Source organism: Bordetella tumulicola, from assembly GCF_965138755.1.
In the GTDB taxonomy this organism is placed as follows: Bacteria; Pseudomonadota; Gammaproteobacteria; order Burkholderiales; family Burkholderiaceae_B; genus Bordetella_A; species Bordetella_A tumulicola.
Window position 1 is genome coordinate 471,522 of the sequence record NZ_CBCSFP010000001.1, and the last position, 25,103, is coordinate 496,624.

The following is a 25,103-nucleotide window of genomic DNA, read 5'->3' on the forward strand; positions in this document are numbered from 1 at the left end:
CTCGCGCCAGGTCATGCCGCGTCGTCAATCCTCAATGGCTGCGTACCGTTGCCATCGTGCACGACGCCAGGGCTTACGTGGCCACAAATGCACGCCGCGTCCAACTGCGTGAATCACCGGGTTATCGCCTGCAATTCCGTGACGACTTTGCGAGGGACGCGTCGCTGCTGTTTCGCGACATTAACCTGTAGGGTTATTTTTGCTACGTCGATAACCGGTCCGTCTCGCCGTTTTGGATGCGTTCTGGAGAGTGTATGTATCGCCTGGGACATTTACCACACCAGCCGAGACAAATCCGTCACCTCTCGCGGCTTAACAACCCCTCCACAGCCCGCTGAAAACGCGGGTCCAGCATGGCGGCAACGTTGCAGCGGGACCAGCGTGAGACAGCAGCCGAATCGAGGTGAAACAATCGTCCCGGCGCCATTTTCACGTTACGGGTCAACAGCTCCTGCGCCCATTGCAACGAGTCACGAACGCCCGGAAATGCCACCCAGAGATAGAGCGATTGTCCGCTGCGGACAAAGACCTCGCAGTCATGGTCGTCCAGCCACTGCTGGGCAGAGGCGCAAGCCGCGCTCAGTTTTTGACGCAGCTTGACAAGATGGCGCTCGTAGTGCCCTTCACGCAGCATGATGTCGACCATTCGTTCACAATACTCGGAGCCACTCACGTGAATCAGTGCGCTCAGATCCGCGAGGTCACTGGCCAGGGTGGCATTGCAGGCGATAAAACCTACGCGTAGCGCGGCCGAAAATGATTTGGAAAAGCTCCCGATATAAATCGTGCGCTCGAGCTGATCTAACGTAGAAAGACGCACACTCGATGGGGGTTTGAAATCGGCAAACGGGTCGTCCTCGACGATTAGCAAATTATGGCGTTCTGCCAGTTGCAAAACGCGATAGGCCTTTGCCGCGCTGATATCGGAGCCCGTAGGATTGTGTGCCACTGATTGCGTGAAAAATAGCCTTGGACGTTCACGTATCAAGATAGATTCCAACGCCGCTAAATCCGGACCATCAGGTAATCTCGGCACACCGATGACCCGTGCGCCAGCAAGTTTCAATTTTCCAAACAACAAGTAATAGCCCGGCTCATCCACCAGAACCGTCGCCCCTGGCGGCACAAAATAGCGAATCACCAAATCCAGCGCCTGATTTGCGCCTTGAGTCAGGACCAGTTGATTCACGCTGGTCTCTAGTCCCAACACGCCAAGTTTACGAACCAGACTATCGCGCAGCGGGGCATAACCGTAGCGATGCCCGTAACGAAACAACGAACTCAACCCAGTGCGCACCACCTTTTGGTGATAGCGGTCCATGCGCATATCGGCCAGCCATTCGATAGGCGGAAAGCCATCGCCCACGGCAGTGGTATCGGGATGACTCTTTAGCTGTTCGCGCATTAACCAGACCGTGTCCATCGCCCGATGCAGTTGCCCGGAGTCTTCGTCGGTCCGCACATTGCGCTGCAATTGCGGCAACACGAAAAAGCCCGAGCCCCGACGCGGCTCGATCATGCCGCGCGAAACCAGCATCTCGAACGCAGAGACCACCGTATTCGTTGCATATCGATGCAGACGCGCCAACTCGCGCAGCGATGGCAGCTTGTCGCCGGGTTGATACACCCCGTCGGAGATCTGCTGGCCAATCGCGTCGGCCAGTTTTTGGGCAATGGTGCCGGGACGTTGAACGCCCATGTGTGATGAACTCCCTTCTTACAACGGATACGCGGCAACACCGAAATTGTTGCACCGCAATGATACTGTTTGCACAAACTGTACCTTTTATAAATGGTGCAGCTTCAATACAGTGCGCTCCATTGTTCCGCATTCTCTACGCTTTTGGAGCCTTTCCGTGGTTGCTGATTCCCGTTTGCCCAACTTTCGTGCCCTGACCCCCGCTGAACGCTGGGATGCGCTGGCCACTGCTTGCGATCTGACTGATGACGAACGCGCGCTGGTCGCCCAGCCGGGTGCGCTGCCGACCACGCTGGCCGACGGCATGATCGAAAACGTCTTTGGGACATTTGAACTCCCCATGGGCGTGGCCACCAATTTCCAGATCAATGGCCGCGACGTATTAATTCCCATGGCGGTAGAAGAACCCTCTATCGTCGCGGCGGCTTCGTACATGGCCAAACTGGCCCGTGAGGATGGCGGTTTTCAGACCTCCAGCACCCTGCCCCTGATGCGCGCCCAGGTACAAGTCCTGGGCATGTCCGACCCCTACAGCGCCCGCATCGCCCTGCTCCAGGCCCGTGACCAGATCCTCGAACGCGCCAACAGCCGCGACAAGGTATTGATCGGTTTGGGCGGCGGCTGCAAGGACATCGAAGTCCATGTCTTTGCCGACACCCCCCGCGGTCCGATGATTGTCATGCACCTGATCGTGGACGTGCGCGACGCCATGGGTGCCAATACGGTCAACACCATGGCGGAATCGGTCGCCCCCCTGGTCGAAACGCTGACGGGTGGCTCCGTGCGTCTGCGGATACTCTCCAACCTGGCGGATTTGCGTCTGGCCCGGGCACGCGTGCGCGTCACGCCACAAACCTTGGCCACGCGAGAACGCAGCGGCGAATCCATCATCGAAGGCGTGTTAGATGCCTATACTTTTGCCGCGATTGATCCTTACCGTGCCGCAACGCACAACAAAGGCATCATGAACGGTATCGACCCCATCATCGTCGCGACCGGCAATGATTGGCGGGCCGTCGAGGCAGGCGCCCACGTGTACGCCAGCCAACAAGGTAGCTACACCTCGCTGACCCGTTGGGAAAAAGACAATAGCGGCGCGCTGGTCGGCACCATCGAGCTTCCCATGCCGGTAGGCCTGGTGGGCGGCGCGACCAAGACCCATCCCCTTGCGCGCCTGGCGCTCAAAATTATGCAGGTCAAGAGCGCCCAGGATCTCGGCGAAATCTGCGCTGCCGTGGGCCTGGCGCAAAACCTGGGCGCATTGCGAGCGTTAGCTACCGAAGGAATTCAGCGCGGCCATATGGCCTTGCACGCTCGCAACATCGCCCTGGTCGCGGGTGCCGTCGGTGACGAAGTCGACGCCGTCGCCAAACAACTCGCCGCCGAGCATGACGTGCGGACTGATCGCGCGCTCGAGATTCTGCAAGCCTTGCGCGACAAGTAAAGTCATCCCTCAAAAAAAGCGCCGACCACCTCAACGGCGCATTCAACATCCCTGGAGACACACCACATGACATCCAAGCACAAGGACCCTCGGGCCGGGCAGCTCGCCGAGGTCTGGGGCGATACGGTCGATCTCAGGCACTTGGCCTGGGCGATCGGGATCGGCATCGGGATTAGCGTGCTGGGCTTTTACAGCGCCAGCGAATGGTTGGCGTCGATCGTCGAGTCCCGACAACTTGCACACGCATACGCGATGCTGGCCGGCTTGGCGGGCTGCATCATCGCAGGCGTGATTTGCGCTCGTGCCTTTCCGCCAAAACGCGCCGTGACCGAAACGGAAATCTCCGTCGATCCACAATGGCGACAAGAGGTCCTGGACGAACTCGCCCAGCAATCAGGCGGCATGGGGCGCCTCGCGGACCTGCCGCCTGTCGCGGTCCAGGAACTCAAAGAGCTCAAGCTCTACGATCTGTTCGCCGAAGCCGAGGCAGCCGAGCGTGCCTCGGCCGCCGGCCGTTAACAAGGAGTCATCGCATGGATCCACATCTGATAGAACAGATTGCGGTGGCGGCCGGCATGGGCCTGATAGGCGCCGTGGTCTTCGCTGCCATCGGCCTGGTATCGGGCACCGACGAAACCACCACGCTCGCGCCGTTGACGCTGCTGACCGTCTTGCTGGGCGTGCCGCCCGCCGGGGTATTTACGTTCTTTCTGGCCGGTGCCGTCGCAAAACATATGACGCATGCCGTACCGACCGCGTTGCTGGGGATCCCCGGCGACACCATGGCCATGCCCCTGTTGCAGGATGCCAATCTGCTGCGCAAATTGGGTGTACCGCATATTGCCCTGCGAAAGATGGTCTCCGGCGGTATCATCGCCGCCTTCATCGCCGTCCCGCTGGCCGTCCTGTTCGCCGTCATGCTGGCGCCCTTTGGCGCCTTCATCACCAAAACGGCACCCTGGATTTTCCTGGCTGCCGCCGTGCTGATTGCCTACTTTTCCGCCGGTCGTTGGGCATCGGTCGCGTTACTGGTGCCCTTTGTCGTCCTCATCCTGGGCCTGCAAAGCTTGACAGCCCAATACGATGTGAAACTGAGCATCAGCTATTTTCTGGGCATTGCCATCGGGCCGCTCGTTGCGGACTTATTCACGGTACTGTCTCCCGCTGGCCGTCAGCGCATGTCACGCGATAGCGTACGTCAATTCAATCTGGCGCCCGATGTAAAAGGCTGGTCAGGATATTTCCCCAATCCGTTCAAAGTCCTGGATCGCACCCAGGCACGCTGGACCTTCGCCACCGCGGCCGTCTCCAGCGCCACCTTTGTTTTCAGTCCAGTAGCCATGACCGTTGTGCTAGGCGAGGTCGTCGGCTCGCGCATCAAGCACGCCTACCATCGCCTGACCACCGTGCTGAGCGCCCGTAATGGCGTCACCGAGGCCACCTATATCGCAGAAGCCCTGATCCCACTGATCGCCTTTGGCCTACCGTTAAGCCCAGTCGCGGCTGGCCCCGCTGCCCCCCTGTTCAATGCGCCGCCACGCTTTACCGTGGATGCCGCGACAGGTCAGACCCACAACTTGCACAACCTGTTGAGCCACTGGGAGTTCCTGGGTTACGGCATGCTTTCGGTGATCCTGGCTGCGATTGTGTCTTATCCATTCGCGATGAACTTCGCCCGACGCGCCGCACTGTTTGTCTCGCGCAAGGTGAGTCATGAGGCCATTATCGCCACCTTTGTCGGCCTGATCATTGTCATCAGCGTCTGGGAAGGCCAACTGCTGGGCTTACTGGTGATCCTGACCATGGGTCTGGTGGGCGGCTTGCTATCGCGCATTTTTGCCTTTAACACCGGCGTGCAGTTCATGGGTTACTACACCGCCGTACTGAGCGTGCCCGCCCTGGTCAAACTGCTGTAATAACGAAGGCATCATCTCATCAGGCCGATGGGATGATGCCCTCTTGAAAAATGGAGTTTGAGGGCGAACGCCATCCGAAGCATGCATAATAGGACGGTATATCTGGTCTTGCACAAGACCTCGTCTGAAATTATCTTGCATAGCGATGTCTCCCTTCTTGCCAGACTATCGTCCCACTTGGCGGCGATGGTACGCCACTGTCGCGCTGCTCCTCCTCACGCCCACCGCGTTCGCGCAAATCCGCGCCCTCGAACCGGTCGTCGTCACGAGCACTCGCTCTGACACCAGCCTGCTCGACACGCCGGCCTCGGTCAACATCGTCGATGGGGTCCAGCTGCGCGCGGACAGCCTGCAAATCAATCTGTCGGAAAACATGGGCAGCGTACCAGGCCTGCAGATTCAAAACCGGCAAAACTACGCCCAGGACCTTCAGATTTCAATACGCGGGTTTGGGGCACGCTCCACATTCGGCGTGCGCGGTATCAAGATATTTGTCGACGGCATCCCCGCCACCATGCCGGATGGCCAGGGCCAGACCTCCAACATCGATATTGCCTCGGCGGATCACGTCGAAGTCCTGCGGGGGCCATTTTCGGCCCTGTATGGCAATGCCTCGGGCGGTGTACTCCTGGTCGAATCCGAGACCGGTAGCGGGCCGCCCGCGCTACAAGCCAATTTCGCGGCAGGTAGCTACGACACCTATCACTATGGCGCCAAGGCCAGTGGCGAGGTCGATAATGTTGACTATGTGGTCAGCGCCAACCGGTTTACGACCGGTGGCTACCGCGATCACAGCGGCGCCCGTAAAAACCTGGGCAACGCCAAACTCGGTCTGCAACTGGACGACGACAGCCGATTAACGATCGTCGCCAACAGCGTCGACCTGACCGCGCAAGACCCCTTGGGCCTGACCCGCGAGCAATACGAAGACAACCCTCGCCAGGCCACATCACAGGCCGACCTTTACAACACCCGCAAGACCGTGCGGCAAAGCCAGGGCGGCCTCGTCTACGAACGCCAGATCAACGCCGACAACGAATTGCGCGCGATGGTGTACTACGGTCAGCGTCACACTGTGCAGTATCAATCCATCCCCACGTTCGTCCAGGCCAATCCGCGCCACTCCGGTGGCGTCATTGATCTACGACGCGAATATGCGGGCGCAGATCTGCGCTGGACGTCGCACCTGAGCCTGGCCAACCAGCCTTTGACCTTGATCGGCGGCCTGTCCTATGACACTCTCAGCGAGCGACGCAAAGGTTATGAAAACTTTCTAGGCAGTGCCAGCGCACCGACCGAGCTCGGCGTCAAAGGCAAACTGCGTCGCGACGAAACGAACGACGTCGACAGCCTGGACCCCTACCTCCAGGCATCCTGGCAGTTCGCGCCGGGTTGGAAGCTCGATGCCGGTGTGCGCTATAGCACCGTCAACTTTGACTCTGACGATCATTACGTTGATGCGCCCAACGTCGACGACAGCGGCTCGACGCGCTACCGCAAAGCCCTGCCCGTGGCCGCACTCAGCTACGCGTTCACGCCCCGGACCATGGCCTATCTCTCGTACGGGCGCGGTTTCGAGACCCCGACCACCAGCGAGCTCTCCTACCGTCCTGACGGCGACCCAGGCTTGAATCTGGGCCTGCAACCCGCCCTGAGCGACAACTACGAAGCCGGCGTCAAGACCGAGGTCGGCGATGGGCTGCTGTCCTTTGCGCTGTTCCATATCGATACACACGACGAGATCGTTTCCGCGGGCAGCCTGGATGGACGCACCGCTTATCGCAATGCTGGACGCACCCGCCGCGATGGCGCCGAACTCGGCTGGAGCGGCAATATCGCCTCAAACTGGCGCGCCGACCTCGCCTACACCTGGATCAACGCACGCTATCGGGATACCGTCGCTGACTCGAATATTCGCGCCGGCAACAAGATTCCGGGCATTGCCAGTCAGATGTTGTACGGCGCCCTTGCCTGGGCCCCTTCCGAAGGCTGGCGCGCGGGCATCGAGGGTCGTTACGTCGGCAAAATCTACGTCAACGACGCCAATAACGACACCGCGCCGGGCTACTTTGTCGCCTCCATATCCACCGGCTATCTCTGGCGCCGCGGCCCCTGGGAGTGGAACGCCTATGCGCGTATCGACAACCTATTCGATCGCGAATACATCGGCTCGGCCATCGTCAATGACGGCAACGACCGCTACTTCGAGCCCGCCCCGGGACGCAACTGGAGCGCAGGACTGAGCGTCAGTTATCAGTTTTGATGTCCAGAAACAACCCGGCGACTCCGACAGCGACTACAGCATCGACCGCGAAGTCACCCCCTACGTCGGCGTGATCTATGACCTGGAGGATAACCTCAGCCTCTATGGCAGCTATAGCGAGATCTTCGTTCCACAAAGCGCCTACGATGCCGGCGGCAGCCTGCTGAACCCCATGACGGGCGAAGACTACGACGCCGGCCTGAAAGGGGAATACTACGGCGATCCGCGCAACGTGATGGTGTCGCTAACCGCAAGGATGTAATGCCAGCGGCATAGCGGTGCACGACAGGGCGCCGGATTACATGTCTCGGCAGCCCTTAGTCATCATCGACGACGTCGCTATTGGCGCCATGGTCGTGCAATGCTTGAATCGTATCCAAATCTCCTTGAGCCACCGCCATCTTCAAGGGCGTCACCCGGTCCCAGGCGGAGTGATTGGGATTCGCGCCCTTGGCAAGCAAAGCGTTAATGGCCTGCGGATTCCGCATTTCGATAGCATGCATCAGTGCCGTGCGCGACTGCATCGCACGCTCCTCGATGTTTGCGCCGTACTGGCACAACGCATTGATGGCATCCGGTTTATTCTGCTCCGCCGCAATGAAAAGCGCTGTGCGAAATCCATAAGTCTGGGTCGCGTTGACATTTGCACCGGCCGCACAAAGCACCTTGATCGCCTCGACATTGCCGTCTCTCGAGGCGACGCCCAGCGCCGTAAAACCCTCTTCATCACGGCCCTCTAGATCCCCCACCCCGTGCGCCAGGATCTGCCTGAGGAAGGGCATATCGTTGGCGGCCACCACCCTGAGGGGGAGTGTCTTCATCCGCGTGCCGCCCATCTGTATCAGGCTGTCTAACCGGGCAGCCCCGTTCTCCGACGAAGTCAATGATTTTAATTTTTCCAGACTGCTATTGACGATCAGATCGGCCGGCAGGCGTTCTCCGTCGTCTATCATTGTCCCTACCGAATCCATGTCGCCGTTGTGCCATGCCGTCAACAAGGAGTTACTTCCCTCTGCCCCTTGCTTGACGACGTGTTCGCCCTCCTTTACGGAGGCAAGCGAGTTCGCCGCAAACAACAAGGTAACCATATCGAGGCCAGCCCCGTCCAGTAGCTTTTTGCAGTCTTGTGTCACGCTCGCGGGCGGATTCGCCGCTTCGTCACTGTTACGTCCAAAGCTCATGGGATTGACGCCCGCAGAAATCAGGACTTTGGTTGCCTCCACATTGCGATCGCTGACCGTACGCTCAAGTGCGTCCAGTCCGGACAGCCCAGCATCAATCAGCGATTTCACGACGTTGATATTGCCCCCTTCGGCGGCAGACAGCAATGCGTTGCAGCTATTTTGATCTTTGGCATTCAGGCGATCAGGCTGCTTCACAAAGCTCGGCAGCAATGCCAGAACGGCATCCTCGTCACCCAACGCAGCCGCAACATGAAGCAACGTTTTTCCGTCCCTGCCCGAGTCGGCATCCATCACTACCGGCGCATCTGGGCTGAGCTGCTTAAGCATATGGACGAGCCTGCCCAGATCGTGTTTTTCCACAGCATCGCGTAGCGCCTGCAGTGTGGATGGCTCATGGGCAAGGTTAGCGTAATGGTAGATAGACGTACCGGCAGCTGGGGAAATTGAGGAACGATACATGTTCGGTGTACTCCGTTGGCTAAACAGGGAGAAGACCTCTGAACAGAAGCAGTCACAACATCCGACAGCGATACGCTATCGATACAGCGTCCATTCGAGACGACGTAAGACGTACAGCGGTAGTAACGAAACGAACGGATGTAGTTCCATATTTCTATGGAATGTCACTTCACATTTCATTACGCGCCCGCTGACATCGGCCGCCGATCACCCCAAAGCCCTGCCAGGCCGTTTCGTCTTACACCACGCCTGCGTCCTCCAAAATCAAATCGGCCGCCTTTTCCGCCACCATCATCACCGCGGCCTGGGTGTTGCCCGACACCATGCGCGGCATGACGGAAGCATCCACGACGCGTAGACCGGCTACCCCGCGCACCCGCAAACGGGGATCCGTCACTGCGCGGTCATCACTTCCCATGCGGCAGGTGCCAATGGGGTGATAAATGGTCTGTCCGTTTCGACGCGCGAAATCCAGCCATTCATCATCGGACTGAACGGCATCGCCCGGACTGATCTCCTGTGCAACATAAGACCGTAGACTGGGTTGGCCGACGATGCGCCGCGCCAACTGCATCCCCCGCACCAGGCTGATGCCATCGCCCTCCTCGTTCAGAAAATTCGGGCGGATGACAGGTGGTTCAAATGGATCGGCCGTCTTAAGGTGGATACTGCCCACCGATTGAGGACGCAATTGCGCCACACCGATCGTCATTCCCGGATGGCGATCCAGAATGCGCTCGGCGGCATTCGCATAGCTGGCGTGGACAAAAAAGTACTGCACATCCGGTGCGGGCAGATCAGGCGATGATTTCACAAAACCATGTATCAGGCCTGTGCCCAGGGTCAGTATCCCTTTGTGCGCGGCGTAGTACGTCAGGACTTGTTTCGCTAAACGCCAGCCGCGCGACATCTCGTTCAGGGTCACTGTCCCCTGAACGCGCCAGTTCATCCGCGTGGCGAAATGATCGATATAGTTTTCGCCGACTTGGGGCTGGGCATGCACGAGCGGTATGCCCAACGCCTGCAGGCGCTGGGGGTCACCCACGCCCGACAACTCCAGCACCTGCGGCGTCTGGATCGCACCCATGCACAGCAGCGTTTCGCGTATCGCGCGCACCGTGTGTGGTTTGCCGTCCTTGTGATAGACGACGCCCACACAGCGTTGACCCTCAAACAACGTACGCAGCACATGCGCGTCGCAGATCACATCCAGATTTTTCCGTCCGAGGGCGGGCTTAAGGTAGCCATCCACCACACTCCAGCGACGCCCGCGGTGCTGCGCCACTTGGTAGTAGCCGAATCCCTCTTGATCGGCGCCGTTGTAATCCGGGTTGATAGGCTGGCCGTCTTCGCGAGCCGCGTCCAGGAGCGCCTGGGCGATGGGATAGCGTTCGGCCACTTGTTCGATATGCATGGGGCCGGAGGTGCCACGCCCCGTTCCGCCTGGTGCATAGTTTTCGATCTTGCGAAAATATGGCTCGACGTCTGCCGCGCCCCACCCGGTCGCCCCGCCATCGCGCCAGCCATCGTAATCGGCGGGTTGGCCCCGCACATAAATCATGCCGTTGATCAAGGTAGAGCCGCCCACGCCCTTGCCACGCGGCACCGCAATCGTGCGGCCCAGCACATTGTCTTCGGGCTCGGTGTGGAATCGCCAGTTATATACCGGATTAACCAGCAATTTGCTAAAGCCCGCCGGGATCGAAATCCACATGCTCTTTGCGGTGGTGCCGGCCTCGATCATCAAGACGCGATACTTGCCGTTGGCGGTCAGGCGATTGGCCAGTATGCAACCCGCCGTGCCGCCACCGGCAATGACGTAGTCGTATTGATCCATCAGTCACCGGCCCCCGGAACACCCAGCGCTTTCGCCATGAGCGGAATCTGGCTGGCCAGCATGGGCGCACCGTCATGCACGCGGCATCCTCGCGCCTGTGCAGCTTGCAACAAGGCCGTTTCCCTGGGCTGCATGATGATCTCGCACACCAGTTGATCTGGTGTCAGGCGACTCACGTCCAACGGCAACGCATCCCCGACCGCTAAACCCAGAGACGTCGCATTCACCACGACGTCATGCCCCGAGGGGTCCGGCGTGCCCACGTGGATTTGCGCATCCGGGATCAAGGTCAGGATGCGAGTTTTCAGATCTTGGGCTTTGGCTTGGGTACGATTCGCGATGGTCAGGCTGGCCACGCCGGCCTGCGCCAAGGCAAAGCCAATCGCGTTTGCCGCACCGCCGGCCCCGGCCAGATAGGCCGTCTTGCCTTTTAGTTCATGCCCATTGCCAAGTACACCGCGTACGAAGCCCTCTCCGTCCAGCATCGTCGCGATCAATCGTCCATCGGCCTCGCGGCGCACCACATTGGCCGCGCCGATCAGCTTCGTGGCATCCGAAGCCTCGTCCACCAGAGCCAATATGGCAGTCTTATGCGGCACCGTGACGATGAATCCGCCCAGATTGCGTAGCGCCCGAAGTCCCGCCACGACGGTCGCCAGCGTGTCTGGTGTTGCATGAAAGGGAACGCACACGCCATCGTGTCCGATCTGGTCGAAGTATTCATTCAAACGCTGCGGCGTTTTTACATGATGAATGGGATCGGCCACAATGCCGTACATGCGCGTAGCGCCGGTGATTTCTTTCATGTCACGAACTCCTGTTCTGGTGAGGCCTACGCCGCGCCGGCGACGCCACGGCCTTCTATTGCGTCATCCATACCGCGGGGTTCAGGCCCCCAATTGCTCCAATGCCACCGCCTCAATGCCGGCGGCATCCAGCTGGTAATGCTGATATAGCGTGGTCGGCGGCGCGATCAAACTATATTCATCGTAGATCCCGTGACGACGCAGGCGAGTACCCGAGCCCACATCGGTAAGGACTTCCGCCACTGCGGAACCCAATCCGCCCAAGACGTTGTGCTCTTCGACGGTCAACAATTGCGGGGCCGAGCGCGCGGCTTTCAGCACTGCGTCGCGATCCAGCGGTTTGATCGTGGGCATATCGATGACCCCCACGGAAATCCCCTGCTCCCGGAGCGCCTCGGCCGCCTGCAGTGCCCCACTCACGGTAATGCCGCAAGCGACGATGTTCAGATCATTCCCGATGCTGTGTTCAATCGCGCGGCCAAACTCAAACGACACGCCGTCTTCGTATACCTTCGGATCACGCCCGCGGCCTATCCGAAAGTAAATCGGCTCCGGCCAATGCACCGACGCCTTGATCGCGGCCGCCAATTGCGCGCCATCGGCCGGCGACACGATCGTCAATCCGGCGATGGCACGCATGGTCGAGATGTCTTCGGTGGCGTGATGCGAGGTTCCGTAAAAGCCCAGACTGATCCCCGTATGATGGCCAATCAGGCGCACCGGTAGTTTGGTATAGGCCACATCCATGCGTATCTGTTCGCAGCACAGCAACCCCATAAACGACGCAAATGTCGCCACGAAGGGCATGTAGCCCGTCGTCGCCAGCCCCGCCGCGGTGGACACCATGTTCTGCTCGGAGATACCGAATTGCACGTATCGTTCGGGGTACGCTTCGGCGAAACGATTCAGGCCGTTCGAATACTGCAAGTCGGCAGAGCCCGCTACTATCGGATGACCGTCTTTGACCAATTCGATCAGCGCATCGGACAGATAACTCAGCCCTGGGTTGACCGCATTCAGCGCGCGGTACTGCCAGGAGTCGGGCGTCAAGGTTTGCGTCATGCTCAAATCTCCCTGGACTGGATTTCGTTGATTGCGATCTGCGCATCGACGGGCGCCAGATAGCCCAAGTGCCAACCTGGCTCGGTTTCCATGAACGAGACGCCTTTGCCTTTCACGGTCCGGGCAATCAGGCATGCGGGTTTGTCTCGTGTATCGTCCGACTTCAGCTTGCGCAGGGTGTGCGTCAACGCATGGAGATCATGGCCGTCGACTTCGTGGACCTCCCATCCAAACGCGGTCCATTTGTCACTCAAAGATTCCACGCCCATCACGTCGTCGACCTTGCCATCCAGTTGATAGCCGTTGCGATCGACAATGGCAATCAACTTTGAGAGCTTGTTATGACCGGCAAACAGAGCGGCCTCCCATACCTGCCCCTCTTGCATTTCACCATCGCCCAGCATCACAAACACGTTGTAGGAACGCTGGCTCATACGGCCGCCCAGTGCCATGCCGATGCCGTTGGACAAAGCATGCCCGATAGACCCCGAACTGAAATCGATACCGGGCACCTTGGTCATATCCGGATGATCGCCCAAGGGGCTGCCCAAACGCGTATAGCCGTCGAGCAACTCGCGCGAAATGAAGCCATGGTCCGCCAATACAGGAAACAAGCCGACGGCAGCGTGGCCCTTGCCCATCAAAAAACGGTCACGATCGGGCCAGGCCGGCTCGCCTGCCCGTAGCCGCATCACGTCGTAATACAACGCGGCGAATATCTCGGCGCACGAAAACACCGAGCTGTAGTGCCCGGTCTTCGCGATTTCGATCAACCTGACGGTTTCCAGGCGGATATAGCGGGCCTTTTCACGCAACATCGCAATCTGCCGCGGGGTGGGAGGCTGAACGTTTAGTGTCATCGGCGTCTCCATTCTTCTTCAGGATATATGATATATAATATACCTGAATCGAGTTTATGGTCTATGCCGGGCTAGAATTCACCCGTCCTGTCATCTGCAAGCCTATTCACGTCATGTCCAGCCTGAAACCTGTCAAAAAAGAAAACCTCTCCGTCAGGGTCTACAACGAAATTCGTAATGCCCTGATCAACGGGCAATACGAACCCGGCGAGCGGCTGATCATCGGTGAACTGGCAGCAGAAATGGGCGTGTCCATCACGCCCGTTCGTGAGGCAATCTTTCGGCTGATCAGCGAACAGGGCCTGGAGATGCAGGCTGCGACCGCGGTGTATGTTCCCTATGTCAATTCGGAAAAATTGCGCGAAATTCAGCAAATCCGCTTTCACCTCGAGGGCATGGGCGCGGCCGAGGCCGCCAAGAACATTACCCGCAAGCAACTGGACAGCCTGGTCGCGCTGCAAAAGGAATTCATTTCCTGCACTTCGACAGACCCCAAGCGCGCCAGCGCCCTGAACCGCAAATTCCACTTCTCTATTCTCGAGGCCAGCAACAAACCCATCTTGCGCGCGACGGTGGAATCGTTCTGGGTCATCACCGGTCCCATTCTCAAGGTCTTTCATATCAAGACGGCGGGGTTGGACTACGCAACCGATGAACATCGCCACGAAGCGGTGATCGCGGCACTGCAGGCGCGCGACCCCGAGGCTGCCACCAAAGCGCTGCAGGCCGACCTCGTCTGGGGCGGACAGATCATGATCGACTGGCTGGTCGAAAAAGAAAAAGAGCAGAAATTCCTCAGTACGCCGCCACGCAAATAGGGAGACACCATGCTTAAGGTTTTCGGGGGGCCGAGCCGCTACGTCCAAGGACCGGGCGCCTTGCTTACCCTGGGTGAATCGGCCGCGTTGTTTGGCCGACGCGCGGCGCTGGTCATCGATCGCTATGTGCACGGTGTGCTTGGCGACCGGTTGGTCGATCTCTGCCGCGCCACCCAAGTGCAGTTGACCCCCTTGATCGTCGAAGGGGAAATGACGCCTGAAACGATCGCGTTGCTGCGCGAGCAAGCCCTGGCACTGGCGCCGGACATGACGATTGCGGTGGGCGGCGGAAAGGCTCTCGATGCGGGCAAGGCCGTCGCAAAAGCCCTGCACCAGCACTTGATCACCGTCCCCACCGTCGCGTCCAACGATGCGCCGACCAGCAAAAACTTCGTGCTGTATGACGCCGATCACCATCTGCTGGCGGTCGAGCATATGCTGTTCAACCCTACGCTCGTATTGGTCGATACCGAGGTCATCAGCACGGCCCCCGCCCTGTTTTTTCGCGCGGGGATGGGCGATGCCATTTCGAAAAAATTCGAGGCGGAACAGTGTTGGCGCAACGGCGGACAAAACATGTTCAATGCCTCGTCGACCCTCACGGCGCAACTGATCGCCGATGGCTGTTTGCGCATCTTGCTCGCCGATGGCGCCGCCGCCCTGGATGCCGCCGGCACGGGCAAACCGACACCGGCTTTCGAACGGGTTGTCGAGGCCATGATCCTGATGAGTGGCCTGGGCTTTGAAAGCGGTGGTCTGTCGATTGCCCATGCCTTGACGCGCGGACTGCCCCGGATTGCGGGGGTGGGTCAGGCATTGCACGGCCTGCAAGTCGCCGTAGGGCTGTTGGTGCAATTGGATCTGGAACATCGTTCGGATGGCATGCTGGAGGAACTGGAGACTTGGTATGCGAGAGTCGGCCTGCCTGCCCGATTAAGTGAACTTGGCGCCACCGCCATCGATGAGGCGGCGTTGCGCGAGGCCGCCACGTTGACTCTGGCTGCGCGGCACGCCCGTCATTTCGACCGCACCTTGACCGAGCAAGAACTCACCGACGCGCTACGGCGGCGCCGCTAACACAAGTGGCTTTGGCCAGAGGGCGCTTCGGCGAAACGCCCTCCTCCCACGGGCCACACGCGACTCGAGCAAAACCGATACGCGCCTGATTCTGCGTAGCCTGCGCAACCGCGTCAACGCTATCGGCGGCCCTGTTTCGCGGCTACGTTTAAAACGCCACCTGATCCGCGCCCTTCAGACCGAGTTTTTCACGGGCTTCGTCCGGCGTGGCGATATCCAGGTTCAACGCTTCGGCGATAGTACGGATGCGCTCGACCTGCACACGATTCGATTCCGCCAGTTGCCCCGGCCCTATCCACAACGAGTCTTCCAGGCCCACGCGGACGTTCGATCCCATCGCCGCGCCGATAGTCGCCAGCGGAATCTGATTGCGTCCGGCGCCGAGGATCGACCATTGATAGTCGTTGCCGAACAATCGATCCGCCGTACGCTTCATATGCATCAAGTCTTCGGGGTGCGGGCCAATGCCGCCCAACAGACCAAACACCGACTGAATAAAGGGCGGCGACTTGACCAGGCCACGATCCACGAAATGCGCCAGGTTGTACAGGTGGCTGATGTCGTAGCACTCGAACTCGAAGCGCGTGCCGTTTTGATTGCCGACCGTCAGGATGGACTCGATGTCCTCATAGGTATTGCGAAAAACCACCGCCCGGCTTTTCTCCAGATGCTCGCGCTCCCAGTCATGCTTGAATTCCTTGAAGCGATCAAGCATGGGATACAAGCCGAAATTCATCGAGCCCATGTTCAGCGACGCCAACTCCGGCTTGAACGTCGCAGCCGGCCGCATACGCTCCTCTACGGTCATATGCGGGCTGCCGCCCGTCGTAATGTTGATGACGGCGTTGGTGCGTTCCTTGATCTTCTGCAGGAACGGGCGAAACAATTCGGGATCCTGCGACGGCTTGCCGGTTTGCGGATCGCGCGCATGCAGATGCAGCACAGCCGCGCCGGCCTCGGCGGCCCCAATGGCCGCCTCGGCGATTTCGTCAGCCGTGACCGGCAGGTGCGGCGACATGCTCGGGGTATGAATCCCGCCCGTCACGGCGCAAGTGATGACAATCTTCGGTTTAGCGCGGGCCATTCTTGTCTCCAGTTTGAGTTTTATGGCGTATCAGTTTCATCAATTGCTCGTCGCGCCAGAATCGGCGCGCGTGCAGCTCACTAGCGGGTAATTGCTCTCGGCGCTGCTGATGCAGACTGCCCACCAGCGCCTCATCCCAAGGCACGGGTTCGGCCTGCGTCGCGCCTATAGAGTGATACAAGGGGCCGTACCGGGCGCAATAATCGGCCAATCCGGCGGGCGCATTCAGGTCGATCGTTTCGAACGGCCCCATAAACGACCAGCGTAACCCCAAGCCGTCTTTAATGGTAGTGTCGATGTCCTCGGCACTAGCCACCCCCGCCGCCGCCAGACGAAACGCTTCGTGCAGCAACGCGCCTTGCAAGCGATTGAGCACAAAGCCTTCGATCTCGTGACGAACCGTGATGGGCTTCTGACCCAGTTCCTGCATGATCTGTCGCGCCGTCTCAATCGCCTGCGGCGAGGTCCAGGGCGCACCGCAAAGCTCGACAAGCGGCACCAGGTACGGTGGATTCACGGGATGCACCACCAGGCAGCGATGCCGTCCAGCCAAGTGTTCCGTGTATTCGCTGGCGGGCAGACTCGATGTGGAACTGCCTATCACCGCGTGCGGCTCGGCATATTGATCCAACTCGGCAAACACCACGCGCTTGATTTCCAGACGTTCGGGTGAGTTTTCCTGGATATAGTCGGCGCCGGCCNGCGCCGCCGGCAGCGAGTCCACGATACTGACATGGCTGGCTGCCGCCTGAGCATCGTCAAGCAGCCCATAGCGCTGCAGCTCAGCCAGTTGCTGGACAACCAAGTCGCGCGCCTGGCCCAGGCTATCGGTCTGCACGTCGTAGAGCCGTACGTTCCATCCCTTGCGAGCAAACACAATCGCCCAGCCCTGACCTATCAAACCCGCGCCGATAATTGCAACGGTACGCATCGTGGTCTCTCCTGATCAGTAAAGTTTCTGGGTGAAGCCATCGATCACAATGGCTTGTCCGGTCACACTGCGGGCGGCCTCACTGGCATTGAACAACACCATATTGGCAATATCCCGCGCCGTCACCATACGACCCAGCGCCGCCTGGCTCTCGTATTGCTCGGCGATCTCGTCCACCGGACGCCCCAGGGTCTTTGCCTTGGCGGCGATCACCGCCCGGATACGCGGTCCTTCGACCGCCCCGGGCAGAATGGCGTTCACGCGAATGCCATGCGGGCCCAACTCGATCGCCAATGTTTTGGTAAAGCCGATGACCGCCCACTTCGAGGCAGAATAGGCGGACCGTCCCGCAAAACCCAAGTGGCCCGCCGCGGACGACAGGTTGATCATGACGCCGGCCTTGGACTGCTTGAGCATAGGCACCGCCTGGCGCGCGCAAAGAAACTGCCCGGTAATATTGACGGCCAGCGTCCGGTCCCAGTCGACCTTGGCCAGGGTTTCGACGTAGCCCGTCGGCCCTGCCACCCCGGCGTTATTGATCAGAATGTCCAGGCCGCCGAGCTCTGTATGGACCTGCCGGAACAAACGCTCCACACTGAACTCGTCCGACACATCTGCGTGCGCCGCATGCAAGCCCGGCATGCTCGCGGCAGCCTCAGCCAATCGGGTGTCGTTCACATCGCAGATGAACACGGTGGCGCCGGCACCATGAAATACCTTGGCCATTTCCAGGCCCAAGCCGTCGGCACCTGCCGTAATGAGGACCTTTTTATCCGCGTAGTTCACTTCCTCGAACATGATCGTTGTCTCCGTATGGTTATGGGCGCGGTGAGCCGTTTACGATATACGATATATGAGTATTTTGATCAACGGCGCGCAAATTTTTATCGTTTTTCAGACTCTCGAGCGCTCGCTACGCGCGCAACGAAATGTGACAAAAGAATGAAATAATTGCCCCAAAACCCTGTATTCATGCGGGTTTAGGGAAATCCCCGATTCATGACATCGCCCTGACCACTAGAATCAAACAGGGCTTATGGCAGCCCAAAATTACATATATCATATATCATCATAAAGCAGGCTGACACGACAAGCCCGCGTGAACTCCCACATCAACAACAGGAGCGAGACAGTGTTCAAAATCAAGAAAGTTGCAGTGGCGCTAGGGATATGCGGCGCACTATCGGCGACCAGCGTGTGGGCAGACATAAAGGTCGGCGCCCTGTTCCCCTTCAGCGGCGCACTGGCGCTACTGGGCCAGGAAAGCTATCGCGGCCTGGAGTTGGCGGTCAATGAAATCAACGCGGCGGGCGGCGTCAATGGCGAAAAAATCGAGCTCATCAAAGCCGATGCCGTCGATCCGACCCAGGCCGTGTCCGAAACCAAGCGTCTGACCTCGTCGGGTGTGGTGGCCGTGTTTGGCAGCTATGCATCCGGCATTTCCTATGCGGCATCGCCAGTGGCCGAATTGGCGGGGATTCCGTACTTTGAGCTGGGCGCGACCGCCCACAAGATCACCACGCGCGGCTACAAGTATCTGTTCCGCAGCAATCCCAACACCTCACTGTATGGGGTGGCCGTGGTCGATGCCCTGCACGACATCGTCGCCCCGGGCATGGGACTGGATCCGAAAGACATCGTCATCGGCATCATCCACGAAGACGGCCCTTATGGCACCGACGTCGCGGCTACCGAGCAAAAACGCGCCAAGGAACTGGGCTATACCGTCGCGGAAGTCCTGCCCTATTCGGCCAAGACCGTGGACTTGTCGTCCTTGATCCTGCGTCTGAAGGGCGCCAAGGTCAATGTGGTCTTGCAAACGGCCTATCAAAACGACGCGATCCTGTATTTCCGGCAGGCCCGCGCGGGCGGCTTTACCCCCAAGGTGGTCATCGGTGCGGGAGGAGGCTATTCGCTGGCTGACACCGCCAAGGCGGTGGGCGCCGACATGAACGGCGTCTTCGATCTGGACTTCCCGCAGGCGTCGATCAATCCGGCAGGCGCACCCGGGTTGGACAAGTTCCTGCAAGCCTATAAAACCACCTACAAGAGCGATCCGCAATCCGGCCATAGTCTGACCAACTATGTCGGCGCCAAGGCCTTCTTTGCGGCCATCGGCAATGCCAAATCCACCGATGCGGACAAAATCCGCGAAGCAGTGCTGGCCTACAAGAAGCCTGCTGGCGAAACGGCGAACGGTTGGGGCTTTGACTTTGGAGAGGATGGCCAGAACACTGCCTCGTCGTTCTATGTCATGCAGTGGCAAGGCGACGACCTCGTCACGATCGCCCCGTCGAATCTCGCTCAAGGCAAGCCTGTCTTCAAGAAATAGGCGACGTGCCCCGCGGGCCGCCCGGCAGAGACGGCCCGCGGTTCAAAGCGTTCTGGCCCACGCGGGCGCCGGGACGCTTTTTCATCATTGAGGTTGCACAATGGACATATTTGTTCAACTGGTCATCAACGGCTTGTTGCTGGGCGGCGCCTACACCATCATCAGCCTGGGGTTGACGCTGATTTTTGGTGTCGTGCGCGTCGTGAACTTTGCACATGGCGAGTTCCTGATGATAGGCATGTATCTGGTCTATCTGGTCGCGACACATTTAGGCGTGCACCCCTATGCCGGGTTGATTCCCGTCGCGGTTGTGCTGTTTGCGCTAGGCGCTCTGACGCAAAAAGCCATTATCCAGCCCCTGCTGAATGCCGATGAGCATATTCAGATTTTTGCGACAGTCGGCGTCTCGACGATCTTGCTGAATCTGGCGCTGGTGATCTTTGGCGCCAACGTCTATCGCGCGCCCGTCGAACTGGGCACCAACGTCTTCAACGTGGGTGCTTACACCGTGGTCACCGGCCAGTTGATCACCTTTGTGGTCGGCATCGGCTTGGCCATCCTGCTGCATTTGTTCATGCATCGCACCTATCTGGGCCGCGCGCTGCGCGCCGTCGCCCAACACCGTTATGCCGCCATGTTGATGGGCGTGAACGTCAATAACGTTTATGTCATTGCCTTTGGCCTGGGAACGGCATTTGTCGGGGTTGCCGCCGGATTACTGGCGCCGCAGTATCCCGTGTTTCCGACCGTGGGCACGTACTTTGTGCTCACGGCGTTTGTCATCGTCGTGCTCGGCGGACTGGGCAGCCTGTACGGCGCCGTCGCCGGATCGATGATCATCGGTGTGGTCGACACGCTAGCGGGCTATTACATTGCCCCCGACCTGAAAGAAGTCGTGTATTTCGTGATCTTTTTGCTGATCCTTGTCCTGCGTCCTACCGGCCTGTTTGGCATCGGCACAGAATAACAAGGAGTCTGCCGTGTTTCCCGATATCCGTCACCCCAAAACCTATATCAGCCTGCTGCTATTCCTGGTCATGTTCCTGGTGCCCGCCATCATGGGCACGGCATTCTGGACCAATTTGTTTGTCCTGTTGTTTGTGTTTGCCTCACTGTCGGTCGCCTGGAACATCGTGGGCGGTTATGCCGGCCAGTTGTCATTGGGCCACGCCGTGTTCTACGGCATAGGCGGCTATACGGCCACGCTGCTGACGCAAAACTTCGGCATCACACCCTGGATCGGCATGTTTGTCGGCGCCCTCATTTCTGCCGCGGTCGCCATCGTCATCGCCTACCCTACGCTGCGGTTACGCGGTCCGTTCTTTGCCCTGGCGACGATCGCCATCCTCGAAGTAGTGCGTCTGCTGGTCATCCACGAAGAAAGCTGGACGGGCGGATCCAGCGGCATCAGTTTGCCGTTGAACATAGGCTGGACCTGGATCGTCTTCCGGGAAAAAATCAATTACGTCATCATTGCCTTTGCGTTGTTCTTGTTCGTCGTGTGGGTCTCATGGTTTGTACGCAAGTCGCGCGCGGGCCATTATCTGATCGCCATCCGTGAACGCGAAGACGCAGCACTGGCCGTCGGTATTCATACGGTACGCGTAAAGATCCTGGCGGCGGTTGTGTCGGCGATGTTGACCAGCGTCATTGGCACCTTTCACATCACGTATCTGACCTTTGTCGATCCGAGCTCGGCATTTTCGCTGGACTTGTCGATCCAGATCGCCATGTTTGCCTTGATTGGTGGGCTGGGCACCGTCGGTGGTCCCATCGCCGGCACATTTCTGGTTCTGCCGGTCGCTGAACTGGCACGCGGCTGGCTCAGTAGCGTGGGCAACGGGATGCACGGGCTGATCTATGGCCTGATCCTGGTGATCGTCGTATTGACGATTCCCCGCGGCCTGGCCGGCGCGTTCGGCCCCACGATTGAACGCCTGCTAGCGCGCCTGCCGTATTTAGGTACGCGTAAACCCACGCCGGCAATGCAGCACGGACTGGTCACCACTCAGACCCCGCATCGTGGGGAACCGGTATTGCGTGCAGAAAATCTGTTCAAGAGCTTTGGGGGCTTGCGCGCCACGGATGATGTGTCGTTGCAACTGAATGAGCGCGAGATTCTGGGCATGATCGGCCCCAACGGTGCGGGCAAAACGACGGTTTTTAATCTACTGTCCGGATTTTTATCGCCAGACAAAGGTTCCGTCACATTACGGGACAAGGACGGCAACTGGGTCTCGTGCAGCACGCCCGATGCCTTCGCCCACAAGGGGCTAGGCCGGACGTTCCAGACCGCCAAGCCTTTCACCGGCCTGACCGTGTTGGAAAACATCATGCTGGGCGCGTTCATCAACACCCGCGACCCCGAACAGGCCAGGCAAATTGCGTTGTCGGTCGCCGAGCAAACGGATCTGCTGAAGTCGCTGAACACGGAAGCGCGCAGCCTGACCGTGGGCGGCATGAAGCGCCTGGAAATCGCCCGCGCCCTGGCGACGCAGCCACGCATTTTGCTGCTGGATGAGGTCATGGCCGGCTTGAACCCGACTGATATCCAGAAAGCGATTGAGATGATCCGGCGTATCCGTGATTCGGGTGTGTCCGTGCTGTTGATCGAACACATGATGCAGGCCACCATGGCTCTGTCGGATCGGATTATCGTGCTCAACGAAGGCGCTGTGCTGGTGACGGGATCTCCTAAGGAAGTGGTCGAAAATCCCGCGGTGATCGAAGCCTATCTGGGCAAGGAGTACCAAAATGCTTAAGGTATCGAATCTGAGCTCGGGATATGGCAAGACGCAAGTGCTCAACGGACTGGACTTTGAAGTCAATGCGGGGGAAATCGTCACCTTGATCGGTGCCAACGGCGCGGGCAAGACCACCACGCTGAAGACTTTGTGCGGCGTCATCGGCAGCACGACCGGCAAGGTGGAATTCGAAGGCCGGGATCTGACTAACCGCACCCCTTACGATGTCGTTGATGCGGGGATCACCATGGTCCCGGAAGGCCGCCAGTTATTTCCGCACTTCACCGTGCGCGACAACCTGCTGATGGGATCGTACAAGCGTGCCGCGCGACCGATGGTAAGCCGCAAACTGGACGAAGTACTGGCCATTTTTCCGCGTGTACGGGAACGCCTGACCCAATATGCAGGATCGTTGTCCGGTGGCGAACAGCAAATGGTCGCGATTGCGCGCGGCATGATGGCAGATCCAAAGCTGCTGGTATTTGATGAGCCTTCGCTGGGCCTCTCGCCGCTGCTGGTGCAGCAGATGTTCGACATCATCCGCAATGTGACGGAGCACGGCATGACGGTCTTGCTGGTCGAACAGAACGTCTTTCGCACGCTGCGCCTCGCGGACCGCGGTTATGTCCTCGAAAATGGGGCAATCGTGCTCACGGGCACCGGTGCCGAATTGCTAAGCAACCCTCATGTCAAAAAGGCCTACCTGGGCCATTGATGATTCACAATATTTTCTCTGCTTTATAAGGACTGGCGCCATGCCGCTGACTTGCACATTTATCGATCACGGCCCGGGAGGATCCCCCGACTGCATGAAAGTAGCTACGCGCCTGATGGAGGCGCCTCTGGGTCGGCAAGTACTGATCGAAGTGGCTTACGCCGGCGTCAATCGCCCCGACGTGCTGCAGCGTGCGGGGGCTTATCCTCCGCCTCCCGGCGCGTCTCCCTATCTGGGCCTCGAAGTCTCCGGCCACGTCATCGCCGTCGGTCCCGATGTTCATCATCAGAAAGTCGGCGACGCCGTTTGCGCCTTGACGCCGGGCGGGGGTTACGCCCAATACTGTCTGGCCGATGAACGACATTGCCTGCCTGTGCCGAAGGGGCTGGACATGCTGCAAGCGGCGGCCATCCCGGAAAACTACTACACGGTATGGACCAATGTCTTTGAACGCGCCGCCTTGCAATCCGGCGAAACGCTGCTCGTGCATGGCGGCTCGAGCGGCATTGGCCTGACAACGATTCAGTTGGCGCATGCGTTCGGATCCCGGGTGTGGACCACCGTCGGTAACTCGGCCAAAGCTGCCGCTTGCACGCAGGCAGGCGCGGATCACACGATTCAATATCGCGAGCAGGATTTTGAAGAAGTGCTGCGCGAGGCCACCAATGGCAAAGGCGTCGACGTCATTCTGGATATGGTGGGCGGCGATTACATCAACAAAAACCTGCGCAGCCTGGCGCTGAACGGCCGGTTGGTGCAGATCGCTTTTCTCGAGGGCAGCAAGACACAGATCGATGCCATGCCCATCATGCTCAAGCGTCTGTCGTTCACCGGATCGACGCTGCGCCCGCGATCCGACGATGACAAGGCGGCCATCGGCCAGGCGTTACAACAGCACGTCTTTCCGCTAATGGAGTCGGGGCGTTGCCTGCCACTGATCGATCAAGTGTTCTCCCTGGATCAAGCCAGCGAGGCCCACGCACTGATGGAAAGCAGCAAGCACATCGGCAAAATCATGCTCAAAGTCAAGGACTAACCTACATGCGCTTTCAGAATCAAGTCGCTATCGTGACCGGCGCCGCGGGCGGCATCGGCAGCGCCATCGTCGAAGGCCTGTTGGCCGAAGGGGCGTACGTGGGCTTGATCGATGCCAATGCGACGGCCGGCGCAGCCTATGCGGACCGTTTGCGGGCCGCGGGGCATCGCGTTCATTTTGTACCCACGGACGTGTCTCAATTCGATGCGTGCCAGACAGCCTACGACGCGATGACAGACGCGCTCGGCCCGGCCACGATTCTGGTCAATAACGTCGGCATTTCCCCCAAGACCGACGGCCGCGCACTCAACGTCTGGGAAATGCCGCCGCAGGAATGGGATAAGGTCGTAGACGTAAATCTGAATAGCGTGTTCTACATGACACGCTTGGCCACGCCCCATATGGTCAAACAGAACACGGGCCGCATCATCAACATGTCGTCCGTCGCCGGGCGAGCGTACTGCGACATTGTGGCGGCACACTATGCCGCGACCAAAGCCGCATTGATTGGGCTGACCCGGCATTGGGCTGCGGAGCTGGGGCCGCATCAGATCACCGTAAACGCCCTGGCGCCAGGCCGCATTGCGACGCCGCTTTTAAAAAGCGTGCCCCAGGAAATCAACGACGCCGTCGTTAATGTCACTGCGCTGAGACGCTTGGGCACCCCGGAGGAAGTCGCGGACGCGTGTTTATATTTCGCTTCGGATCAGGCGCGGTTCGTCACTGGCCAAGTGCTGGACGTCGCCGGCGGCTGGCTAATGACCTGACGGTGAGCGGGTCGTGGCCGCAGCGGGTGGGTCGCACTTGCTGCAGATCGATCATGCTCACTACAGATG

22 protein-coding genes and 1 pseudogene are annotated in these 25,103 nt (G+C 59.3%); 13 read left to right on the forward strand and 10 right to left on the reverse strand.

Going from position 1 to position 25,103, the window contains the following annotated elements:
• Nucleotides 1–298: 298 nt before the first annotated feature.
• Nucleotides 299–1,699, reverse strand: coding sequence for an aminotransferase-like domain-containing protein (locus tag ACNAZS_RS02240; RefSeq protein WP_415785710.1), 1,401 nt, complete (start codon nucleotides 1,697–1,699; stop codon nucleotides 299–301).
• Nucleotides 1,700–1,856: 157 nt separating this feature from the next.
• On the opposite strand from ACNAZS_RS02240, the gene ACNAZS_RS02245 reads away from it, so the two are divergent.
• From ACNAZS_RS02245 to ACNAZS_RS02265, 5 genes are all read left to right on the forward strand, one after another.
• The gene (locus ACNAZS_RS02245; RefSeq protein ID WP_415785712.1) at nucleotides 1,857–3,143 is read left to right on the forward strand and encodes a hydroxymethylglutaryl-CoA reductase, degradative; all 1,287 of its coding nucleotides are present in this window, start codon (nucleotides 1,857–1,859) and stop codon (nucleotides 3,141–3,143) included.
• A 66-nt stretch (nucleotides 3,144–3,209) separates the two neighbouring features.
• On the forward strand, nucleotides 3,210–3,662 hold the full coding sequence (locus ACNAZS_RS02250) for a hypothetical protein (RefSeq protein WP_415785714.1): 453 nt from the start codon (nucleotides 3,210–3,212) through the stop codon (nucleotides 3,660–3,662).
• Between the two features lie 14 nt (nucleotides 3,663–3,676).
• Complete coding sequence (locus ACNAZS_RS02255) at nucleotides 3,677–5,059, forward strand: tripartite tricarboxylate transporter permease (RefSeq protein ID WP_415785716.1); 1,383 nt, start codon at nucleotides 3,677–3,679, stop codon at nucleotides 5,057–5,059.
• A gap of 145 nt (nucleotides 5,060–5,204) precedes the next feature.
• Nucleotides 5,205–7,322, forward strand: a complete 2,118-nt coding sequence (locus ACNAZS_RS02260) for a TonB-dependent receptor domain-containing protein (protein WP_415785718.1) — start codon at nucleotides 5,205–5,207, stop codon at nucleotides 7,320–7,322.
• A gap of 40 nt (nucleotides 7,323–7,362) precedes the next feature.
• Nucleotides 7,363–7,584, forward strand: a complete 222-nt coding sequence (locus tag ACNAZS_RS02265) for a TonB-dependent receptor domain-containing protein (RefSeq protein ID WP_415787029.1) — start codon at nucleotides 7,363–7,365, stop codon at nucleotides 7,582–7,584.
• 55 nt (nucleotides 7,585–7,639) lie between these two features.
• Here the strand turns inward: ACNAZS_RS02265 and ACNAZS_RS02270 are convergent, their stop codons facing one another.
• From ACNAZS_RS02270 to ACNAZS_RS02290, 5 genes are all read right to left on the reverse strand, one after another.
• Nucleotides 7,640–8,965, reverse strand: coding sequence for an ankyrin repeat domain-containing protein (locus tag ACNAZS_RS02270; protein ID WP_415785720.1), 1,326 nt, complete (start codon nucleotides 8,963–8,965; stop codon nucleotides 7,640–7,642).
• Between the two features lie 238 nt (nucleotides 8,966–9,203).
• On the reverse strand, nucleotides 9,204–10,802 hold the full coding sequence (locus ACNAZS_RS02275) for a GMC family oxidoreductase (RefSeq protein ID WP_415785722.1): 1,599 nt from the start codon (nucleotides 10,800–10,802) through the stop codon (nucleotides 9,204–9,206).
• Nucleotides 10,802–11,608, reverse strand: coding sequence for a shikimate dehydrogenase family protein (locus tag ACNAZS_RS02280; RefSeq protein WP_415785724.1), 807 nt, complete (start codon nucleotides 11,606–11,608; stop codon nucleotides 10,802–10,804). The genes ACNAZS_RS02275 and ACNAZS_RS02280 overlap by 1 nt, the downstream gene beginning before the upstream one ends.
• 81 nt (nucleotides 11,609–11,689) lie before the next feature.
• The gene (locus ACNAZS_RS02285; RefSeq protein WP_415785726.1) at nucleotides 11,690–12,670 is read right to left on the reverse strand and encodes a transketolase family protein; all 981 of its coding nucleotides are present in this window, start codon (nucleotides 12,668–12,670) and stop codon (nucleotides 11,690–11,692) included.
• 2 nt (nucleotides 12,671–12,672) lie between these two features.
• Complete coding sequence (locus ACNAZS_RS02290; RefSeq protein ID WP_415787031.1) at nucleotides 12,673–13,488, reverse strand: transketolase; 816 nt, start codon at nucleotides 13,486–13,488, stop codon at nucleotides 12,673–12,675.
• Between the two features lie 155 nt (nucleotides 13,489–13,643).
• Here ACNAZS_RS02290 and ACNAZS_RS02295 point away from each other — a divergent pair, with 155 nt between their 5' ends.
• Nucleotides 13,644–14,348 (forward strand): GntR family transcriptional regulator, encoded by a 705-nt coding sequence (locus ACNAZS_RS02295; RefSeq protein WP_415785728.1) that lies wholly within the window; start codon nucleotides 13,644–13,646, stop codon nucleotides 14,346–14,348.
• 9 nt (nucleotides 14,349–14,357) lie between these two features.
• On the forward strand, nucleotides 14,358–15,425 hold the full coding sequence (locus ACNAZS_RS02300) for a glycerol dehydrogenase (RefSeq protein ID WP_415785730.1): 1,068 nt from the start codon (nucleotides 14,358–14,360) through the stop codon (nucleotides 15,423–15,425).
• Nucleotides 15,426–15,573: 148 nt separating this feature from the next.
• On the opposite strand, the gene kce is transcribed toward ACNAZS_RS02300, so the two are convergent.
• The 4 genes and pseudogenes from kce to ACNAZS_RS02320 all read right to left on the reverse strand — a co-directional run bounded on the left by kce (nucleotide 15,574) and on the right by ACNAZS_RS02320 (nucleotide 18,238).
• A complete protein-coding gene (gene kce, locus ACNAZS_RS02305; protein WP_415785732.1) occupies nucleotides 15,574–16,509 on the reverse strand; it encodes a 3,5-dioxohexanoate:acetyl-CoA acetone transferase in 936 nt (311 codons plus the stop codon).
• On the reverse strand, nucleotides 16,496–17,210 hold a 715-nt coding region (locus ACNAZS_RS02310), incomplete at its 5' end, for a 3-hydroxyacyl-CoA dehydrogenase (RefSeq protein ID WP_415785734.1). The genes ACNAZS_RS02310 and kce, both read right to left, overlap by 14 nt.
• 1 nt (nucleotide 17,211) lies before the next feature.
• A pseudogene (locus tag ACNAZS_RS02315) lies at nucleotides 17,212–17,440 on the reverse strand (3-hydroxyacyl-CoA dehydrogenase NAD-binding domain-containing protein); the annotation flags it as partial.
• 15 nt (nucleotides 17,441–17,455) lie between these two features.
• Nucleotides 17,456–18,238: an SDR family oxidoreductase gene (locus ACNAZS_RS02320; RefSeq protein WP_415785736.1), complete on the reverse strand. Its 783-nt coding sequence runs from the start codon at nucleotides 18,236–18,238 to the stop codon at nucleotides 17,456–17,458.
• Between the two features lie 334 nt (nucleotides 18,239–18,572).
• On the opposite strand from ACNAZS_RS02320, the gene ACNAZS_RS02325 reads away from it, so the two are divergent.
• From ACNAZS_RS02325 to ACNAZS_RS02350, 6 genes are all read left to right on the forward strand, one after another.
• Nucleotides 18,573–19,772, forward strand: coding sequence for an ABC transporter substrate-binding protein (locus ACNAZS_RS02325; protein ID WP_415785738.1), 1,200 nt, complete (start codon nucleotides 18,573–18,575; stop codon nucleotides 19,770–19,772).
• 100 nt (nucleotides 19,773–19,872) lie between these two features.
• Nucleotides 19,873–20,739: a branched-chain amino acid ABC transporter permease gene (locus tag ACNAZS_RS02330; protein WP_415785740.1), complete on the forward strand. Its 867-nt coding sequence runs from the start codon at nucleotides 19,873–19,875 to the stop codon at nucleotides 20,737–20,739.
• A gap of 13 nt (nucleotides 20,740–20,752) precedes the next feature.
• On the forward strand, nucleotides 20,753–22,534 hold the full coding sequence (locus tag ACNAZS_RS02335) for a branched-chain amino acid ABC transporter ATP-binding protein/permease (RefSeq protein ID WP_415785743.1): 1,782 nt from the start codon (nucleotides 20,753–20,755) through the stop codon (nucleotides 22,532–22,534).
• Nucleotides 22,527–23,231: an ABC transporter ATP-binding protein gene (locus tag ACNAZS_RS02340; protein ID WP_415785745.1), complete on the forward strand. Its 705-nt coding sequence runs from the start codon at nucleotides 22,527–22,529 to the stop codon at nucleotides 23,229–23,231. The genes ACNAZS_RS02335 and ACNAZS_RS02340 overlap by 8 nt, the downstream gene beginning before the upstream one ends.
• Nucleotides 23,232–23,271: 40 nt before the next feature.
• Nucleotides 23,272–24,267: an NAD(P)H-quinone oxidoreductase gene (locus ACNAZS_RS02345; RefSeq protein ID WP_415785747.1), complete on the forward strand. Its 996-nt coding sequence runs from the start codon at nucleotides 23,272–23,274 to the stop codon at nucleotides 24,265–24,267.
• 5 nt (nucleotides 24,268–24,272) lie between these two features.
• Entirely contained in the window at nucleotides 24,273–25,034 is a 762-nt protein-coding gene (locus ACNAZS_RS02350) for an SDR family oxidoreductase (protein ID WP_415785749.1), read from the forward strand.
• Nucleotides 25,035–25,103: the final 69 nt, after the last annotated feature.

Bases quoted from the DNA above. Each gene is read 5' to 3' on its own strand.
- ACNAZS_RS02240 (WP_415785710.1), bottom strand. From the start codon at position 1,699: ATGGGCGTTCAACGTCCCGGCACCATTGCCCAAAAACTGGCCGACGCG.
- ACNAZS_RS02250 (WP_415785714.1), top strand. From the start codon at position 3,210: ATGACATCCAAGCACAAGGACCCTCGGGCCGGGCAGCTCGCCGAGGTC.
- ACNAZS_RS02255 (WP_415785716.1), top strand. From the start codon at position 3,677: ATGGATCCACATCTGATAGAACAGATTGCGGTGGCGGCCGGCATGGGC.
- ACNAZS_RS02260 (WP_415785718.1), top strand. From the start codon at position 5,205: ATGTCTCCCTTCTTGCCAGACTATCGTCCCACTTGGCGGCGATGGTAC.
- ACNAZS_RS02270 (WP_415785720.1), bottom strand. From the start codon at position 8,965: ATGTATCGTTCCTCAATTTCCCCAGCTGCCGGTACGTCTATCTACCAT.
- ACNAZS_RS02275 (WP_415785722.1), bottom strand. From the start codon at position 10,802: ATGGATCAATACGACTACGTCATTGCCGGTGGCGGCACGGCGGGTTGC.
- ACNAZS_RS02280 (WP_415785724.1), bottom strand. From the start codon at position 11,608: ATGAAAGAAATCACCGGCGCTACGCGCATGTACGGCATTGTGGCCGAT.
- ACNAZS_RS02285 (WP_415785726.1), bottom strand. From the start codon at position 12,670: ATGACGCAAACCTTGACGCCCGACTCCTGGCAGTACCGCGCGCTGAAT.
- ACNAZS_RS02290 (WP_415787031.1), bottom strand. From the start codon at position 13,488: ATGTTGCGTGAAAAGGCCCGCTATATCCGCCTGGAAACCGTCAGGTTG.
- ACNAZS_RS02295 (WP_415785728.1), top strand. From the start codon at position 13,644: ATGTCCAGCCTGAAACCTGTCAAAAAAGAAAACCTCTCCGTCAGGGTC.
- ACNAZS_RS02300 (WP_415785730.1), top strand. From the start codon at position 14,358: ATGCTTAAGGTTTTCGGGGGGCCGAGCCGCTACGTCCAAGGACCGGGC.
- kce (WP_415785732.1), bottom strand. From the start codon at position 16,509: ATGGCCCGCGCTAAACCGAAGATTGTCATCACTTGCGCCGTGACGGGC.
- ACNAZS_RS02320 (WP_415785736.1), bottom strand. From the start codon at position 18,238: ATGTTCGAGGAAGTGAACTACGCGGATAAAAAGGTCCTCATTACGGCA.
- ACNAZS_RS02330 (WP_415785740.1), top strand. From the start codon at position 19,873: ATGGACATATTTGTTCAACTGGTCATCAACGGCTTGTTGCTGGGCGGC.
- ACNAZS_RS02340 (WP_415785745.1), top strand. From the start codon at position 22,527: ATGCTTAAGGTATCGAATCTGAGCTCGGGATATGGCAAGACGCAAGTG.
- ACNAZS_RS02345 (WP_415785747.1), top strand. From the start codon at position 23,272: ATGCCGCTGACTTGCACATTTATCGATCACGGCCCGGGAGGATCCCCC.
- ACNAZS_RS02350 (WP_415785749.1), top strand. From the start codon at position 24,273: ATGCGCTTTCAGAATCAAGTCGCTATCGTGACCGGCGCCGCGGGCGGC.